Here is a 16,011-nt window from a genome sequence, read left to right on the forward strand (position 1 = left end):
AGAAAAGCCCCACAATCATTAGACTTCTTGTCTAACAATTGTAGGGCACTTCAGTGAGACAGGCATTTTTTAATGCATTTTGTTGTTTTTAAGCTGAACAGCCACTCGAAATTGGCGTTCGGGATGATTTTCGAGATTTGCCGTTTGGATATGCGCTTCAAGGGCGTCTTGATAACCAAAATGCAAAAGCTTGTTGAGCCACGCATTGTGCTGATGAGGCATAGCATCTAATTGATGAGTTTTGTCATCAATGGCGACCACTTGGGCATCATAAAGGTTATCAGGTTCAGCGACTAATTGGACGATTTTACCAACCGTCAATTTGTGAATCACGGCAAGCCCATCGTAATCAGTAAAACAACGCCTGTTGCGTATTTTGCAGCAGGCGTTGTTTGCTATTGAAAGTGTTCTGTTTTGATCACAGGGTGTTGTGTGCGACACCAATTTTTTAATTGTTGGGCCAGTTGTTGGGTTAACTTAAAAATGGCTTGCATTTGGTCAGGGCGAATCTTGTCAACGTGGACGCCACATACGATCATCGCATTGCCAGGTAAAACGGGGCGAATCACGGCTGCCACTTGTTCCGATAATTGGCCTTCTTGATGGACATGGCCTGGTCGGCTCGGGAGGCTAATGGTTTGCGGGGCCGTGGCTTGACTGACCGCTGTGACCACGCCGTAATGCGGGACATCGCCACCGGTGAGTTCGATTAACAAATCGGCGTTTTGCCATTTAACGGTTAGGGTTAAGGTCACGTCTGTTTGGGTTGCTTGAAATTGTGTGGTCATCTTACGCCTCGTTGAAGCCAGTCCAGCGTGGGACCAGGTCATTTTCAAGGTGTAATTGGTCTAATAATTTCATGACGGTATGATCCACTAAGTCTTGAATGGTTTGTGGCCGATTATAAAAAGCAGGAATTGGTGGGACAATGGTCACGCCCATGTCGGCTAAGGTCAGCAGATTGCGCAAATGTAGCTGGCTCAGCGGCGTTTCTCGAGGAACCACGATCAGTGGTCGTTTTTCTTTTAAGGTCACGTCAGCGGCGCGACCAATCAGATTATCACCTAGGCCAGTGGCCATAGCCGCAACGGATTTCATGCTGGCAGGGACTACCACCATGCCGTCGTGTTGGAAGGAGCCACTGGCAATGGCTGCACCCATATTATTTTCAGAATAGGTCACGTCGGCCAATGCTTTAACGGCTTTGGGCGTGTAGTCAGGCAGCTCAATGGCTAAGTTGGCTTTTGCCCATTTACTCAGGACTAAATGGGTTTCAACCTGCGGATTGGCCTGTAAAACTTCTAATAAGCGTACGCCATAAATGGTACCGGAAGCACCTGTGATTCCGATGACGATCCGTTTCATGTCAACACCTCTATTTTAAATAATCACGCCAATTTGGCATTTCTTTCAGGCTGGCGCGTTTAAACTGGTCTTTTAAATTAAATGGCACCGTGCCATCTAGCACTAATTTTGAACTCATACCGCGAATGCGAATAGTGGGGTCATAATTGGGCCGTTCAGAAGGATCTAACGGATGATTGCGCATGCCTTCCAAGACCATAATGTCACGGTTAGCCTGGAAGCGGGTGTTAATCGTCCACATCACATCGTTCCAATCAAAAATATCCACATCATCATCGACTAAAATCACGGTTTTCAGTTCTTTAAAGGCTGAAAAGGCCAGAATGGCGGCTTGGCGTTGAATCCCTTCGTCAGCTTCATCGTCTTTGTGGATCTGCATAATGGTCATTAATTTACCACCACCGGCAGGGGCGTTGTAAACATTCTTTACTTTGCCCGGAATAGCGCGGTCCACTAAGTTTAAAATCGATGCTTCGGTGGGAATACCGGCCATGGAGACATGCTCTTCAGAAGGGCCAATCATGGTTTGGACGATGGGCCGATCTTCCCGATGGGTAATAGCCTTGACTTTCACCACATTCACAGCTGGATTGGCGTCGCCATTATAACCTGGAAATTCAGGCATCGCAAAACCAGTGTTGGTATTGATATCTTCTTGCATGTGCTGATTTGGCATGATCTCAGCTTCAATGATCCATTCGGCTTGGGCCAAACCTTTTTGTTGAACGGCTACACCTGGCACCAGTTGAACGGGCTCATGACGTAGCGCGCCGGCAATCTGTAATTCATTGTAGCCCAGTGGTGTTGCCGGTGGCTCAAAGGTCACACCAACCGGAATGGCAGGATCCAACCCAATGTTAATGGTGATCGGCATGGGTTTGTTTAAAGCCTCGTATTCCTTTAAGAAAACGCCTAAATGACGGCCGCCGGGCATAATGTACATACCGATGGTGTCCCGATCTTCCAGCACCATGCGGTGAATAGTGGCGTCGCTTTGTTGACCATCAGGACTCGAGCCATACACCACGCCCATGGTAATATACGGGCCTGCATCAAGGGGCGTATTGGTTGGGGCAGCTAAGATCCGGCGAATGTCAAACGTTGGTTCACTGGCCAATTGGACCACTTCCTGGGCAGGTGCGACATCGTGGGCAACCGTCACTGGTGGCACTGGGTGTTCAACGGCCTCATTTAACAAATGCCCTAATGTGCGCCAATCATGATGCAAAATCGCACCGAGACGCTTGCGGCTGGCCAGTGCCCCAATCAGTACACGACTGTTTGGAAAACCTTTAATGGTATTAAACATCATGGCAGGGCCTTCTTGTGTCGGGCGTTGAACGGTACCGCCAGCACCGATATAGCGGTAAACCCCAGCTAAATCAGCGTTAGGGTCAATTTCCAAGTCGGTTTCATGGTATTGCCCAGGTTGTTCTTTTAATTCTGCTAAAACGCGCCGTAAATCATAAGTCATCGAATCATCCTTTCTGTTAAACAACTGTTAGGTTCATTATGAACTGTTAAAGGGTAGGGTTCAATTCAAGTTAAGCCGTTAACTATTCCAAAGTGGCATGTGCCAGTTGCTGCTGACAAAATGACCAAAACGCTTGGGTTTGTGGCGGTGCAGGGTGGCGGCGAATAAAGGCTAACTGGCTAACCGGGGCATCACTTAATGGAATGACTTCCAAAGTGGCGCGACTTTCCGCCGTTAAGGTTTGCGCCATGGTGATGGCGATGCCCAGGCCTTGTTGGACCAATTGGAGCATTAAGTCGATGCGCTGCCCTTCATAAACAATGTGGGGGTGGGGGTTCACCGCAATCAAACGTTGCCAGATCGGTTGATAAAGATTGGTGGTTTGATTGAGAATCAATAATTCCTGCTGGGCAATTTCAGCAATCGTTAATTGATTGGCATCTGCTAAAGGGTGGTGCTTTGGCAACACCACGACAAAATGATCGGTGGCAGTGATTAGTTTATCACCTGGCACCCGATTATCTGGAAAAAGCCGCATGAACACAATGTCACTGGCCTTGGTTTGAAGGCTTGGCAGTAACTCATAGCTTTCAGCTTCTGAAAAATGTAATTGAATGTTGGGATAAGCTTTGTGAAATTGACTGAGCCACTGAAAAGCGGGGTAGTGGGCCATGGACGGAATGCCGCGAATGGTCAAGCACTGCACTTGTTTTTCTTGGGCTAAAGCGGCCTGCATTTGCTGTTGTGCGGTGACCATTTTTTGCGCCCAAGGCAGGCAGACCTGTCCGGCTTTAGTCAGTTGCACTTGCCGATGGTGGCGGTCAAAAAGTGTGACATCGAGTTCTTTTTCCAAGGCTAAGATTTGTTTTGAAATCGTGGCTTGCGTGGTAAACAAATGGGCCGCGGTGGCGGTGTAATTTAGGGAAGCCGCTAAGTCGACAAAAGCGGTTAACTTTTTAAGATCCATTAAGCTGTCCTTTCTAATCGGCAACAGTCAGTAGCCGTTGCGCAGTTTCTTCATCTATGATCAGGGTATTCAGGAGCTGCATGTCTAGCAATGCTTTGATCGCTGGTACTTTTGCCAATGCGCGTGCCACGCCCACGGTTTGCGGCACGCGTTTTAGTTTGGCAAATGGAATGGCAATCGTCCGATCCAGAAGCTCGCCGGTGAGAATCTTGCCAGTGCGGTCGTAAAAGGTGCAGCAGCAGTCGCCCACCGCGCCACGTTCCTGTAATATGGCCCGATCAGCGTCAGTTAACAGATTCCGCCAACGACTGGTGGTTTTGGTTAAAGGCCCGCCAATCCCCACAAACGCAATGTCCAGTTGGTCCCAACAGTGTTGAATGATTTGAAAGTATTGAGCGTTGATAATGCCATCCCGCACGTATTTGGATTCCTGCACAGCAGTGGCGTCCACAAATCAACGACGGCCGTCAAATTGCCGGGCAGCAGCATAAACGATGCCATTAACATGGTATTGGGCGAGGACCACCAACTAGTGGGACAAAAGTCGCCGCTGTTTGAACAGGTTGTTGCAGTTGGCCAATCATTTTGGCCAAAGCAGATCCCCAAGCAAAGTCCATCACTGCATGGGGCCGAATCAGCCGTTTTAAATATATTGCGGCTGCTAAGGCCAGGGCCTGATTTTAAGCAGCTGGGTTGGCGGCTGCCTGCTGTGGGAATAAAATCAAGTGTTGCAATTGAAACCGTTGTTTAAGCGCCATTTCCAATTGATACCGCTGTTGATCAAAATGGTGACTACACCCGTTTCCCGAGCCTGTTTGAGCAAACGGCTAATGGTGGTCCAATAAATGTCCAATGTTTTTGCGATTTGATTTTCAACGTCATAAAGGTAAGCGACTCGTGCCAATAATTCTTGTTTGGCAACATCCATGACAGCACCGCCTTTCGCTTCTTAGCATAGCACATTTAGGCGGTGCGTTAGTACGGCAGTTTGATTTAAGCAGTGTGCCATGCATAAGTGCCAGGAGGCGTGTCTCAATTCAATTGGTAAAAGCGAAATGCATTTTATTTTTTTGCTTGACAGACCTGTTTTTTTGACCTATCATTCAATAGGTCAAAAAAACAGGTGAGGTGATCAGCATTTACGTTTTATTAATTTTAAGTTCGTTAGCAGCCCGGGATATGTCAGGCTACAAGTTGCGGATCATTTGGGAAAATATGGATATTCCGCGCCATAAAGTGACAAATAGCGCGATTTATCCGGTTTTGAAGCAATTGGAACAACAAGGAGACATTGCCTTGCGGGAAACCGACAGTGCGCGGGATGAAAAAGTGGCGCACTTATTGCCACAAGGAATGGCGCATTTAAAGCAATTATTACAACAACCTGTTCCGCGTAATACTAAAACGGAATCGATCTATCGGTGCAAGATCCGCGCGTTGCCAGCAGTTGAACCGGCGTTACAGCGGCAAATTTTATTGGCTTATCGGGAATTTGTGCAAGAGGATCTCACGCATTATCACATTGGTGAAGAACATGTGCGCCAAGAACAAGCCGATGTTCCAACGAATGACTATTTTACTTGGGGCATTCGCAATATTCATTTGAACCAACAATTAAGTCAAACCAAGTTAGATTGGATCGAGACGCAATTAAAGGAGTTAGATCATGAAAAAGAATAAAAAATGGTTGGCGTTAACCGCCATGTCATTAGGGGTGTTCATGAGTTTACTGGATGTCACGGTTGTGAACGTGGCGCTGCCCACCATGGCCACTGAGTTGAACACCACCTTTACGAATTTACAATGGGTTTTAAACGCTTATACGTTAATGTTTGCCGTTACCTTATTGATTGTTTCAAAATTAGGGGACATGTACGGCCGTAAAAAGATTTTCATGATCTCCATGGTGATCTTTATTGCCGCCTCCGCTGTAAACGGGATGGCTTCCTCATTAATGGTGCTGGATATTAGCCGTGGGGTGCAGGCCGTTGGTGGCGCGGGGATGAATTCTTTGTCGATGGCGTTAACCGCGTCTAACTTTGAAGGGCGTTCGCGCGGTACAGCGCTAGGCATTTTAGGGTCAGTGATTGGGCTGTCCACCGCTTCTGGACCATTAGTCGGCGGTTACTTAGTGGGACAATTTGGCTGGTCGTCGATTTTCTTTGTGAACGTGCCGATTGGGCTGATTGCCTTAGTGATGTCTGCCATTTACATTCAAGAGACGCCAAGTTATGGTGCCAAACAGCGCATCGACTTTTTAGGCATGCTATTATCAGCGGCAACCTTATTTACCGGGATCTTTGGCTTGATCCAAAAAGAAAATCATTCTCACTGGGCGTGGACCAATCTGCGCATTGCTGGCTGGTTAATGGCCGCAATTTTGTTACTGATTATTTTCATTGTCGTGGAATTAAAGGTCAAAGACCCAATGATGAACTTAACCATGTTTAAACAACGGCATTTTGTGGGTGCAACACTGGTGGCCTTAACCTTAGGCTTAGGCATCTACGCGTTTAACGCCTTTTTAACCGGATTAATGCAAAATTACATTGGTTACTCAGCACTACAAACAGGGGTCCGTCAGTTGACCATTAGTATGTGGTCCTTGATTCTGGGTCCCATTACGGGAATTTTAGGCAACCGTTTCTCGAAGAAGTGGATGATCAGCGGGAGTCTGCTGATCGGTGGCATTGGTTTTCTATTATTGGCACACGCAATGGGGCCTGATGTGAGTTTTGTCGATTTATGGCCTGGGATGGTGCTGATGGGAATCATGAACGGGATGGTCAATCCATTGTTGAATACTGCCGGGATGGAAGGTGTTAAACTGCATGAAATGGGCATGGCGTCAGGCTTGCTCAATGTGTTCCGGCAAATTGGGACCACAGTTGGTGTGGTGGTGCTTGGGTTGATCCAAACCAGCCATTATGAGGCCTATTTAAATGGTCACTTGGACCAAGCGGGTCTGCCAACTGCCGCGGTGAAACACGTGCACAGTGCTTTGATCACAGCAGGACCGTTTTCAGGTCACCAAGTGGTGTTTGCCAAAGCATTCGCAAACTTTCCAGGCATCAAACAAGTGCAACAAATTGTGGTGACGGCCTATGATAAAGGGATGACCGCCACGATTTTAGCTTCAGCCGGAATCGCCATTGCCGGCGCTATTTTAGCGGCACTGCTGATGCGGAGCCACGCTGTTACTGAAGATTGATTGCAACTGAAACGTCTTGCCAATGGGGTAAGGCGTTTTTGCGTGTCAAAACAAAGTTTTATTTCATAAATAACGCTTTACAAAGCACAGGTTGTTTTATATGCTACGATTAGTGTTACTTAACACGAGAAACGACGTGCACGTGGCGCAGGGGGATTGACATGGCTTGATTGATGCTGTTGACGGTTGTTTATTTGGAAAATAGGCGGTCTTCAGAAAAGCAATCGTGCACCGTTTCTTAATGACAAGGAGGTTTTTTAATGAACTATTGTACCCATTGCGGCGCAGAAATTCCGGCAGGGGCGAAATTCTGCGTGACGTGTGGCAAGCCCGTTCAAGCAACCGTTTCGGCGGTACAGCCCACACAACCCGCTTCATCTGCAACGACTCAGGTCACGAAACAAACGGCGACCACAGAAAAGGCAACGGTGACATCGGCCACCGCGCCAAAGTCAGCGGCTGCGCAGGGCCATCATCAGAATGGCACGCAGGCGCAAAGTGCAACGCACGCGCAAGCCACCGCGACCCTGAATCCGCAAGTTGCGGCGCGAATCGATGACACCAAGCAATTTGCCACCAATTACTGGCATTGGTTTGTGAGCTCGTTAAAAGCACCATTTAATACGGACCAGCAAGCCCACGCCTATTTTGGGATGGTGACCTTTGCATTATTAGCGGTACTGAATGCGTTGGGATTTTACGTCTTATTGCGTCACTTTGAACAGACTGCCATTGCGGCTGGCGCCAGTGTCAGCAGTTTAGCAACTTTATTCGGTGTCACCACCAATGGCACTTCTTTTTTCACATTGAGTACTTTTTTGAAATTCTTGCTCTTATACTTGATTATTTATGTAGGGGCTGTTTTGATCAGTTATGTGATGCAAATCGGCCCAAAGACACCGAAGCTTTTTGATTTCACCAACCGCTATGCCCATACCAGTAATTATGTGTTGGTGCCGGCCATTGTCGTCGTATTGGCGGCCTTTTTAGTGCCAACAACGGTTGCGACTAACAGCAGCGACTTGTTAACCAGCTTCTTATCTTCTACGAAGTTATTTGTTGGCGCATTAGCTGTCGAAAGCGTTGTGTTACATATTGGGATGATCGCCAGTGTTTTGAAAACGGAACAAGAAAAGTTTGATCGAATCTATCGGGCGATCGGTGCTGTGATCTTAACTGGTATTTTTAATTACATTGTGCTTGATCTGGCCATGCAATCGGTGGCAACGAATTTACTCAGAAACTTTAACTGGAGCGATTTGTTTTAGGGGGCGTCGTCGTGAAAATCACATTTTGTCCCAATTGTGGCGCTAAGCTACAAGATGGTGCAGCATTTTGTCCGAATTGTGGTCAGGCGGTTCAGCCTGCAACAACCGGACTGCAAGCAGCGACAGTAACGCAACCGAAAAAGCGTTGGCCCTTTTATACAGGTTTGGTTGTACTAGGATTATTGGTCATTGGCTTTTTTAGCGCTAAAACCTATTACACCCCACAGCGGCAATTGCAGCGTACTGTAACAGCGATTCAAAAAGGCCATCACGGTGTTGCTAAGCAATTTATCACAACGGATACAAAGCTGAGATTAACTGATCAAGCGGTGAAGCCATTAACCCGTTATTTTAAAAAATATCCTAGTGAACTGACCACGTTTCAAACGGCATTACAAAACAATAATCAATTTAATGGGACAGCATTAGATGGCGGCTACCGCTACTTACAATCAGGCCATTATTGGTTGTTTTTTCCACGTTATCGGTTGCAAGTTCAGCCTGTTTATCCACGCTTGTCCACTAATCATCGTAACGTAAAATTGTACGTCGATGGTAAAAAAACGGCCACATCAAGCAGTGATTATTATAGCAAGGTACTTTCACCACTGGTGCCAGGTCGTTATAATTTGAAAGCAGCTGGCACTGTTGGCGGTCATCATATGGTGAATCAAAGTAACAATAATATTTTAAGCAGTACTGCATATGACTTATCACTTAAAACGGTCTCATTTAATGTCCAAAGCTATCCGAACGCGGTGGCCTATCTGAATGGTAAAAAGGTTGGCACGTTGGACAGCACCGGTATGTTGGCCATTTCAGATTATCCTTGGGCCAGTCAACTTGGCTTAACGTTGCAGTACCAAGGTAGCGCTGGTAAAGTTGTGTCTAAGACGAAAAAAATTCATGAAACTGATGATGGCATCACGTTGACAGTTGGCTTTCCCGGTGTGATCAGTCATACCAATGCAGATAGCTTATTTAATGATGTTTACCGGTATGTGGCTGATATAACCGATACTGGGGATAATAGCGCACCATCTGACTTTGCTAAACTGTTTGTTAATGGTAGCAGTAATTCTGAATATCAAGAATATGTCAAAATGGCACGGGGCTATCATGATGATGATAACGTTGATAGTGTTTCGTATCAGGTTACCATGAAGCATGTGGTACCTGATAAACGTAATGTGGCCAAAGTAACCTACGATGTGGAGTACGATTTTTACAGTAATCCAGACGATGAAGATACCGAGGACGAGCATATTCAAGTCTATCGTTACACAGCTAAAGTTGTCAAAACCGGAACGGATGATTATCGCATAGATGCGATTGCGCCGGCACAACAAATTAAGAATCAAAAAATTAATGCGTCAGATGACGATTAAGCCGAAGACACTTGCAAGCGCTGCAAGTGTCTTTTTGACTTTATCGGGTGTTGCATAACCGCTTAGTCTATTTTCATGAATACTTTTTGGTCACGACGATTGTTCCCACAATCTGAATCTGATAAGATGGAATAATGAATTTAGCTAAAATCACTGAACGTGACAAGGAGGGGCTTCATTGTTAACTGTTTCAAATGTATCCATGCGTTTTTCCGATCGTAAATTATACGACGACGTCAACTTAAAATTTACCCCTGGTAACTGTTATGGCATTATTGGTGCCAATGGGGCCGGAAAGTCTACTTTTCTCAAAATTCTGGAAGGCCAACTCACCCCAACCACTGGGACAGTGACATTAGGGCCTAACGAGCGGATGAGTAGCTTGAAACAGGATCACTTTGCTTACGATGATCAAACGATTATGAACACCGTGTTGCAAGGCCATGATCGCCTTTATCAAGTCATGACGGAAAAAGACGCGCTTTATGCGAAACCGGACTTTTCCGATGCAGATGGGATGAAAGCTGCGGAATTAGAAGGCGAATTTGCCGAAATGGATGGTTGGAACGCTGAAAGTGATGCCAGCCAGCTGTTGCAATCCTTAGATATTCCAGAGGCGCAACATCAACATTTGATGAAAGATTTATCTGAAAGCGAAAAAATTAAAGTCTTGTTAGCCCAAGCTTTATTTGGCAAACCAGACGTGCTGTTATTAGACGAACCAACCAACGGGCTGGATCCTCAAACAATTAGCTGGTTGGAAAACTTTTTAGCCAATTATGAAAATACGGTGCTGATCGTCAGCCATGACCGTCACTTCTTAAATGCGGCTTGTACGCATATGTGTGACGTGGATTTTGGTCGTATTGAATTGTTTGTGGGGAACTATGATTTTTGGTTACAAAGTTCAGAGTTGGCGCTAAAATTGCGCAATCAAGCCAATGCTAAAAAAGAAGAACAGATCCAACAATTACAAGAATTTATTGCCCGTTTCTCTGCAAACGCCTCGAAATCCAAGCAAGCAACGTCGCGTAAAAAGCAATTGGATAAAATCACTTTAGATGACATTAAACCAAGTTCACGTAAATATCCATTTATCAAATTCACCCCTGAACGTGAACTGGGCAATGACTTGTTACGTGTGGAAAATGTCAGTAAAACCATTGATGGCCAAAAAGTATTAGATCAGGTGAGCTTTATTTTGCGACCAGGGGATAAAACAGCTTTGATTTCCCGCTCAGATGCAACGACCAGCACATTAATGCAACTGTTAGCAGGCACCTTAACCCCTGATAGTGGTACGATCACTTGGGGTGTCACCACCAATCGTGCGTCGATGCCGAAGGACTTAAATCCAGAGTTTAGCGATAATTTGAATATTTTAGAATGGCTGCGGCAATTTGCCAGCAAAGAAGAAAGCGACAATACCTTCTTACGCGGCTTTTTAGGCCAGATGTTGTTTAAAGGCGACGAAGTTTTGAAAGAAGTGCCGGTGCTTTCTGGTGGCGAAAAAGTGCGTAGTTATTTATCCAAGTTAATGTTGAGCAAGGCCAATGTGCTGTTGTTAGACGATCCGACCAACCATCTTGACTTGGAAAGCATTACCAGCTTGAACAACGCCTTGATCGACTTCACAGGCTCAATGATCTTCACCAGTCACGATCATCAATTTATTCAAACCATTGCGGATCACATTATTGAAGTGGGGCCAAAGGGCATTGTGGATCGTGCAGATACGACTTACGATGAATTTATCGCCCACCAAGACGTCCAAGAAAAGGTTCAAACCTTATACTAAAATTGCTAATTCACCCTATAACCAAAAAATGATGATTTTTTCAAATTAGGGGTTTACGAAGTACTATTTTATCTGCTATACTAAATGAGTTGTTAAATAGTACTTAGCAATGCGGGTGTAGTTTAGTGGTAAAATTCGAGCTTCCCAAGCTCGCGTCGCGGGTCCGATTCCCGTCACCCGCTTATAGCTTTAAACGTTGATATACCGGTATTCCGAAAGGATGCTGGTATTTTTTTGTATCAAGCCAATTCTGATAAATTGTCATGAATTAGCATTGTTTTTCAAGTAAATCTAAACCTTTTTCTAAACCCTTTTTTTATAAAAAAACAGCGAATTGACGGGGCATGGCCACTACTTTTGGGTAGTGGTTTTTTGATTACTCTAAACACTTTTGAGTGATTGCGACAATCAGATAGGTGAAAGCAGGCATTGAACATAGGGCATCAATTGATTAAACTTATGAAAGAGGATTGCAGTCCTCTTACTTTAGCGTCTTAGCTATTTGCGATTCTTGAAGTTATACCTAGCAGTTAAATATTGAAGAATCGCTGTTGCCGTTGCTCATTTGAGTGGCGGCTTTTTGTTTATGGTAGACGCGTGTGTGATCACTATTTGATGCAATTAGCAGTATTCGCCTAAAATGTGCACTATTTTTATGTATACGCAAGCTCGCCACTGGCCTATCCATTAATGCAATGCCACTTATGGCAACAATGCTCACTATTTAGAATGATTCTTGTTTAGCTTATGGCCCCCTTGCTAAATCGTTTGAAAAATCGTTCATCCCGCGAGTGGACGATAGTGTGTCGCTCTTCTTAACCACGCCTATAGGGGCGGGGATAAAAAGGGTATCATGTCTTCTGAATGTAATCACACCTAAAAGAATAGACTTGCTTAGAATGGATTTTACAGCTGTTTAAGCGCATTGCGCTTTAGCTATTTCATCCCTAAGTAAGTCTATTTCTATACCAATCAGCATATTTATTGCACATCAAACGGACAACGAACCGACATCAAAAATGGGCCAATACTGACAAACGCCTGACAATCAACTGACAAACAAACCACCCAATAGTGAACAGGCATACCACCAGCAAGGTGGCAAAGCATCCGGCAAAGACATATCCAACATCTCATAGACAGATGTTATTCTTCCATATTATTGATAAGCAGTCTCAATTATTTCGAAACGCCAAAGCAAGAATTGCTACTATTTTTTCAATTAACAGACGCTATTGATGCCATTATTAAAGCACTTTAAAACAGGAACTCGTCAGAAAAACATAAAATGATGTTGTAACTAGGCCTGTACAAAAAGTTTGTTCAGCCATTATAATAAATTTGTTCGAGAAAATTATTCCTATCGATTGCGAGAAGGGCTATGCATAGCTGGTGATCGTTAGTGAGAAGGGTGATTCAAATGACATTAGCAAAAATTGTTTATGCAAGTATGACAGGTAACACAGAAGGCATCTCTGAAATTCTTGAAGAAAAATTGAAAGCTGCTGGCTTAGACGTTGAACGGATCGAAGCGGACGACGCAGACAGCGATGTTTTTGAAGACGCTGATATTGCAATTGTAGCAACTTATACTTACGGCGTTGGTGAAGTACCTGATGAATTCGAAGATTTTCATAATGACTTATCATCTGAAACACTTTCAGGTAAAATTTATGGTGTCGTTGGCAGTGGAGATCAAGAAATGCATGCAGCAACATTCTGCAAAGCAGCCGATTTGTTTGAAGCGGCTTTTGAAGCAACCGGTGCTAAAAAGGGTAGCGCTACTGTCAAAATCGATCAGGATGCTGAAGCCGATGATGTTGCACGATTGCAAACATTTGTCGATGAGCTGGCTAAGGCATAGTCGGTCTTAACCCATGTGACTAAACCAGCCTTTTTAGTGGAACACTACCATACAATGCATTTAAGACACGCCTTCATGATATAATACAAGAAGTTGTCAAATAATTATGGGAACGGCGATAGCACTAAATCCAATGGGTTTGGTGCTTTTTTAATATACTTCACAGCCTAGTATATCGGCTAACGCTAATAACGCTTTGTCACGCTTAATATAATATGTTGTTGGCGAAATGCTGTAATACATTGGATTCATGTCGTTCAAGCGTTCTTGCGCATCCTGGTCTGGGTGATGACTGTCTCCACCGTCACAATACCTAGCAACTAATATCCAGCGATATTCTTCAACAGGTAATGCTGCTATTGCTTGATCTATATAATCAGTGAAGGCTTGGCCCGCTTCTTTACGCTGTACCCGTGCCAATGCGTAAGGGTCACTTTCTGCTGTTGATACAGGCTGGTTGCTTATTCTCGCTGTAACCCGTGGATTAATTGGCATGTGAGCATAGCCGCGTTCTTCTCGGTATTTGTCTAGTATCTGCTTAGCTTTAGCAATTGTTGCCTTTTTATCAATCATCATTATTCCCCCATAATTTGCGTTCTAAGCCGTTCTAATCTCATGCGGTCAAATCACATTCAATAGATAGCAAAGTTAATCAGTTGGCACGATAGGCCTAAATAATCCACTTATATTATACTAGCATGAATTTGGCTCACCACGTTTATTGCAAAATCGCCGATATTTGAATAAAGGGGCACAATCATGGACGCTATTATCTAAATTCTGCCACAAGTGGCAGAAAAGTCACAAAAGGTGATTTTACTTTGTCCCGTTTTCTGTTAGAATGAGGGCATACAAAAAGCCGCTACTGTCCGACCAGTAACGGCATGTTCGCAAGTCTAGTGTGGTTTAATTGGTTAAGAGCTAATCTTTATGGTTAGCTTTTTTTATACGCTCGTAAGCCTTCGCAAAATTAATTGTGGATGATTGAACTGCAAACCATGTTATAATACAGGTACGGAAGGTGCCGAAGGGTTATCCGATCAATAATCCAATCACAGTGCCTGGGGCGTGCAAGCGCTCCTTTTTTATGCACTTTTTCAGTGTCATGCTAATAAGATAGGTACCGTTTCTTCCTATTTTAATACCACTATTGATTATCAATAATTGGTTATCAATGAATGTAAATCAATGACTAATAAGTATCAATGTACTAAGTATCAAGATACTAAGTATCAAAAGAATACCAGTCGCTTTTCTCAAGCGACCATTTCCCCTTTAAATTTCATCCCAATTAATTGAATTGTTTTCCAGACTGTCTACTAAAGATTCAGATTCATCACACCATTCATGTAAAAACATGCTTTGGTAGTTAGAACCGTTGGATTCCATTTCTTCTTGATCTGCATCATAAAAGGTTAGCACACCTTTAGCAATCCAACTTCTGACAATATTTTGAAGATAAGCAACAGGCCTATCTTTCTTACGAGATTTCAAGACAGCTAGCTTAATCAAAATTGTAGCATCTTTGTTTGATGCACCAGCATTCAACAAGTTACCGGCTGATTCATATATTCTGGTTGTATCGGAACTAGAAAGCTTTAAAGGCGATTCAGCAATAAATGAATTGATGTCCGCTTCTACTTCTGCCGACAGTGGTTTTGAACTTTTATAGTTATCTGGCGGTGTTTCGCTGTTCACATTTGTTAGTGGTGTTTCTCTAACTGTCCAGATATTGTGAGGTAGTCCATTAGGCCAGCGATGATGTTCAATGCTTAAATATCCTGATTGCTCTAACTCTTTTCGCAGCCGTGTAAATGCAACTTGGCCCAATCCCGTATCTTTCTGCAATTTGCTTTGGATAAAATACCAGCCGTCATTATACGAAAGTAGGTAAGTTAGCAATCCTAAAGCACCCAGGGTTAAGCCGCTGTGAATTGCTTGATTGCTGATTACTGTATAATAGTGGTTACTGTCATGAATGGCCCTAATAATCGGCATAGGCATCACCACCGTTCAAATTAGTAGGTATCATTCGCAATCACCTTCTTTCAATTCGAGAGCTTCCAGCTTGTCGCTATGCTGATTCAACACATCAATAACCAACGAAAGGGCGTTGCATAGGTCATCATAATTAGCGTGAAAGTCATGGCCACAATCTTCGTTTGAACTAACTATGCTGATTGCATCCAATCCGTTGCGTACCAGTGAAAGGGTAGAAGCACAATTATTAGTGCTGTAAATTAGTGATGATAATTCACTGTCGTTCATTCGTGATCACCTTCTTTCTCAAAGCTAACCTTGATGACGTTGGCGTGAATGAGTTCTTCCATACCCGTTAACAGGTCATCGGTGAAAACGTCATCCAGTTGTTCAATTGCCCGTGTCTTGATAACGTCTAATAGCTTCAAAACAGCACCTGCCGCTAAAACAGGGTGCTCACACTGGTTAACTGCTGCTGTAATATAGGCGTAGTTAACGCCGTGCTCATTCTTAGCTTGTGTGGTAAAATTAAATAAAATCATTTGTTGTGATCTCCTATCGTTAATGTGATTGTAGGCAAGGTGCAGCAATTAAGAGTGTCTAATGATTGCCTTTAAGCCGTAACTCGCCAAAGTTATGCGGCTTATTTTCTACCATTAGTCAAGAGAAAGTTGCTACATTGGGCTTTCTCTTTTT

Annotated in this window: 18 protein-coding genes and 1 tRNA gene; 7 read left to right on the forward strand and 12 right to left on the reverse strand. The window is 44.2% G+C overall.

Annotated elements, in window-relative coordinates; genetic code table 11:
* Positions 1 to 69: 69 nt before the first annotated feature.
* From FC07_RS02045 to FC07_RS16135, 8 genes are all read right to left on the reverse strand, one after another.
* Complete coding sequence (locus FC07_RS02045; protein WP_202813441.1) at positions 70 to 333, reverse strand: HIRAN domain-containing protein; 264 nt, start codon at positions 331 to 333, stop codon at positions 70 to 72.
* Between the two features lie 62 nt (positions 334 to 395).
* Positions 396 to 788, reverse strand: a complete 393-nt coding sequence (gene lpdD / locus FC07_RS02050; protein ID WP_057903471.1) for a prenylated flavin chaperone LpdD — start codon at positions 786 to 788, stop codon at positions 396 to 398.
* 1 nt (position 789) lies between these two features.
* Positions 790 to 1,365, reverse strand: coding sequence for a UbiX family flavin prenyltransferase (locus FC07_RS02055; RefSeq protein ID WP_057903472.1), 576 nt, complete (start codon positions 1,363 to 1,365; stop codon positions 790 to 792).
* A 10-nt stretch (positions 1,366 to 1,375) separates the two neighbouring features.
* Positions 1,376 to 2,839 (reverse strand): UbiD family decarboxylase, encoded by a 1,464-nt coding sequence (locus tag FC07_RS02060; protein WP_057903473.1) that lies wholly within the window; start codon positions 2,837 to 2,839, stop codon positions 1,376 to 1,378.
* Between the two features lie 82 nt (positions 2,840 to 2,921).
* On the reverse strand, positions 2,922 to 3,806 hold the full coding sequence (locus tag FC07_RS02065; RefSeq protein WP_057903474.1) for a LysR family transcriptional regulator: 885 nt from the start codon (positions 3,804 to 3,806) through the stop codon (positions 2,922 to 2,924).
* 13 nt (positions 3,807 to 3,819) lie between these two features.
* A complete protein-coding gene (locus FC07_RS02070; protein WP_268872039.1) occupies positions 3,820 to 4,242 on the reverse strand; it encodes a sugar-binding domain-containing protein in 423 nt (140 codons plus the stop codon).
* 64 nt (positions 4,243 to 4,306) lie between these two features.
* Entirely contained in the window at positions 4,307 to 4,423 is a 117-nt protein-coding gene (locus tag FC07_RS16265; protein WP_268872040.1) for a hypothetical protein, read from the reverse strand.
* 104 nt (positions 4,424 to 4,527) lie between these two features.
* On the reverse strand, positions 4,528 to 4,734 hold the full coding sequence (locus FC07_RS16135; protein ID WP_235807436.1) for a hypothetical protein: 207 nt from the start codon (positions 4,732 to 4,734) through the stop codon (positions 4,528 to 4,530).
* A gap of 251 nt (positions 4,735 to 4,985) precedes the next feature.
* On the opposite strand from FC07_RS16135, the gene FC07_RS02075 reads away from it, so the two are divergent.
* From FC07_RS02075 to FC07_RS02105, 7 genes are all read left to right on the forward strand, one after another.
* The gene (locus FC07_RS02075) at positions 4,986 to 5,486 is read left to right on the forward strand and encodes a hypothetical protein (protein ID WP_162255859.1); all 501 of its coding nucleotides are present in this window, start codon (positions 4,986 to 4,988) and stop codon (positions 5,484 to 5,486) included.
* Entirely contained in the window at positions 5,473 to 7,017 is a 1,545-nt protein-coding gene (locus tag FC07_RS02080; protein WP_057903476.1) for an MFS transporter, read from the forward strand. Before FC07_RS02075 ends, FC07_RS02080 begins: the two co-directional genes overlap by 14 nt.
* 260 nt (positions 7,018 to 7,277) lie before the next feature.
* A complete protein-coding gene (locus tag FC07_RS02085; RefSeq protein ID WP_057903477.1) occupies positions 7,278 to 8,285 on the forward strand; it encodes a zinc-ribbon domain-containing protein in 1,008 nt (335 codons plus the stop codon).
* 11 nt (positions 8,286 to 8,296) lie between these two features.
* Positions 8,297 to 9,673 carry a zinc ribbon domain-containing protein gene (locus tag FC07_RS02090; RefSeq protein WP_057903478.1) on the forward strand — a complete coding sequence of 459 codons (1,377 nt, stop codon included), beginning with the start codon at positions 8,297 to 8,299 and terminating at the stop codon, positions 9,671 to 9,673.
* Between the two features lie 178 nt (positions 9,674 to 9,851).
* Positions 9,852 to 11,471: an ABC-F family ATP-binding cassette domain-containing protein gene (locus FC07_RS02095; protein ID WP_057903479.1), complete on the forward strand. Its 1,620-nt coding sequence runs from the start codon at positions 9,852 to 9,854 to the stop codon at positions 11,469 to 11,471.
* Positions 11,472 to 11,582: 111 nt separating this feature from the next.
* Positions 11,583 to 11,653, forward strand: a tRNA-Gly gene (locus FC07_RS02100).
* 1,238 nt (positions 11,654 to 12,891) lie between these two features.
* On the forward strand, positions 12,892 to 13,335 hold the full coding sequence (locus tag FC07_RS02105) for a flavodoxin (RefSeq protein WP_057903480.1): 444 nt from the start codon (positions 12,892 to 12,894) through the stop codon (positions 13,333 to 13,335).
* Positions 13,336 to 13,485: 150 nt separating this feature from the next.
* Here FC07_RS02105 and FC07_RS02110 read toward each other — a convergent pair whose 3' ends face one another.
* From FC07_RS02110 to FC07_RS02125, 4 genes are all read right to left on the reverse strand, one after another.
* The gene (locus FC07_RS02110; RefSeq protein WP_057903481.1) at positions 13,486 to 13,908 is read right to left on the reverse strand and encodes an ArpU family phage packaging/lysis transcriptional regulator; all 423 of its coding nucleotides are present in this window, start codon (positions 13,906 to 13,908) and stop codon (positions 13,486 to 13,488) included.
* 702 nt (positions 13,909 to 14,610) lie between these two features.
* Entirely contained in the window at positions 14,611 to 15,333 is a 723-nt protein-coding gene (locus FC07_RS02115; protein WP_155797747.1) for a hypothetical protein, read from the reverse strand.
* Positions 15,334 to 15,363: 30 nt separating this feature from the next.
* Positions 15,364 to 15,603 (reverse strand): hypothetical protein, encoded by a 240-nt coding sequence (locus tag FC07_RS02120; protein ID WP_057903483.1) that lies wholly within the window; start codon positions 15,601 to 15,603, stop codon positions 15,364 to 15,366.
* On the reverse strand, positions 15,600 to 15,857 hold the full coding sequence (locus FC07_RS02125; RefSeq protein ID WP_057903484.1) for a hypothetical protein: 258 nt from the start codon (positions 15,855 to 15,857) through the stop codon (positions 15,600 to 15,602). The genes FC07_RS02120 and FC07_RS02125 overlap by 4 nt, the downstream gene beginning before the upstream one ends.
* Between the last annotated feature and the right edge of the window lie 154 nt (positions 15,858 to 16,011).

The organism is Loigolactobacillus bifermentans DSM 20003, assembly GCF_001434575.1.
Lineage (GTDB): Bacteria > Bacillota > Bacilli > Lactobacillales > Lactobacillaceae > Loigolactobacillus > Loigolactobacillus bifermentans.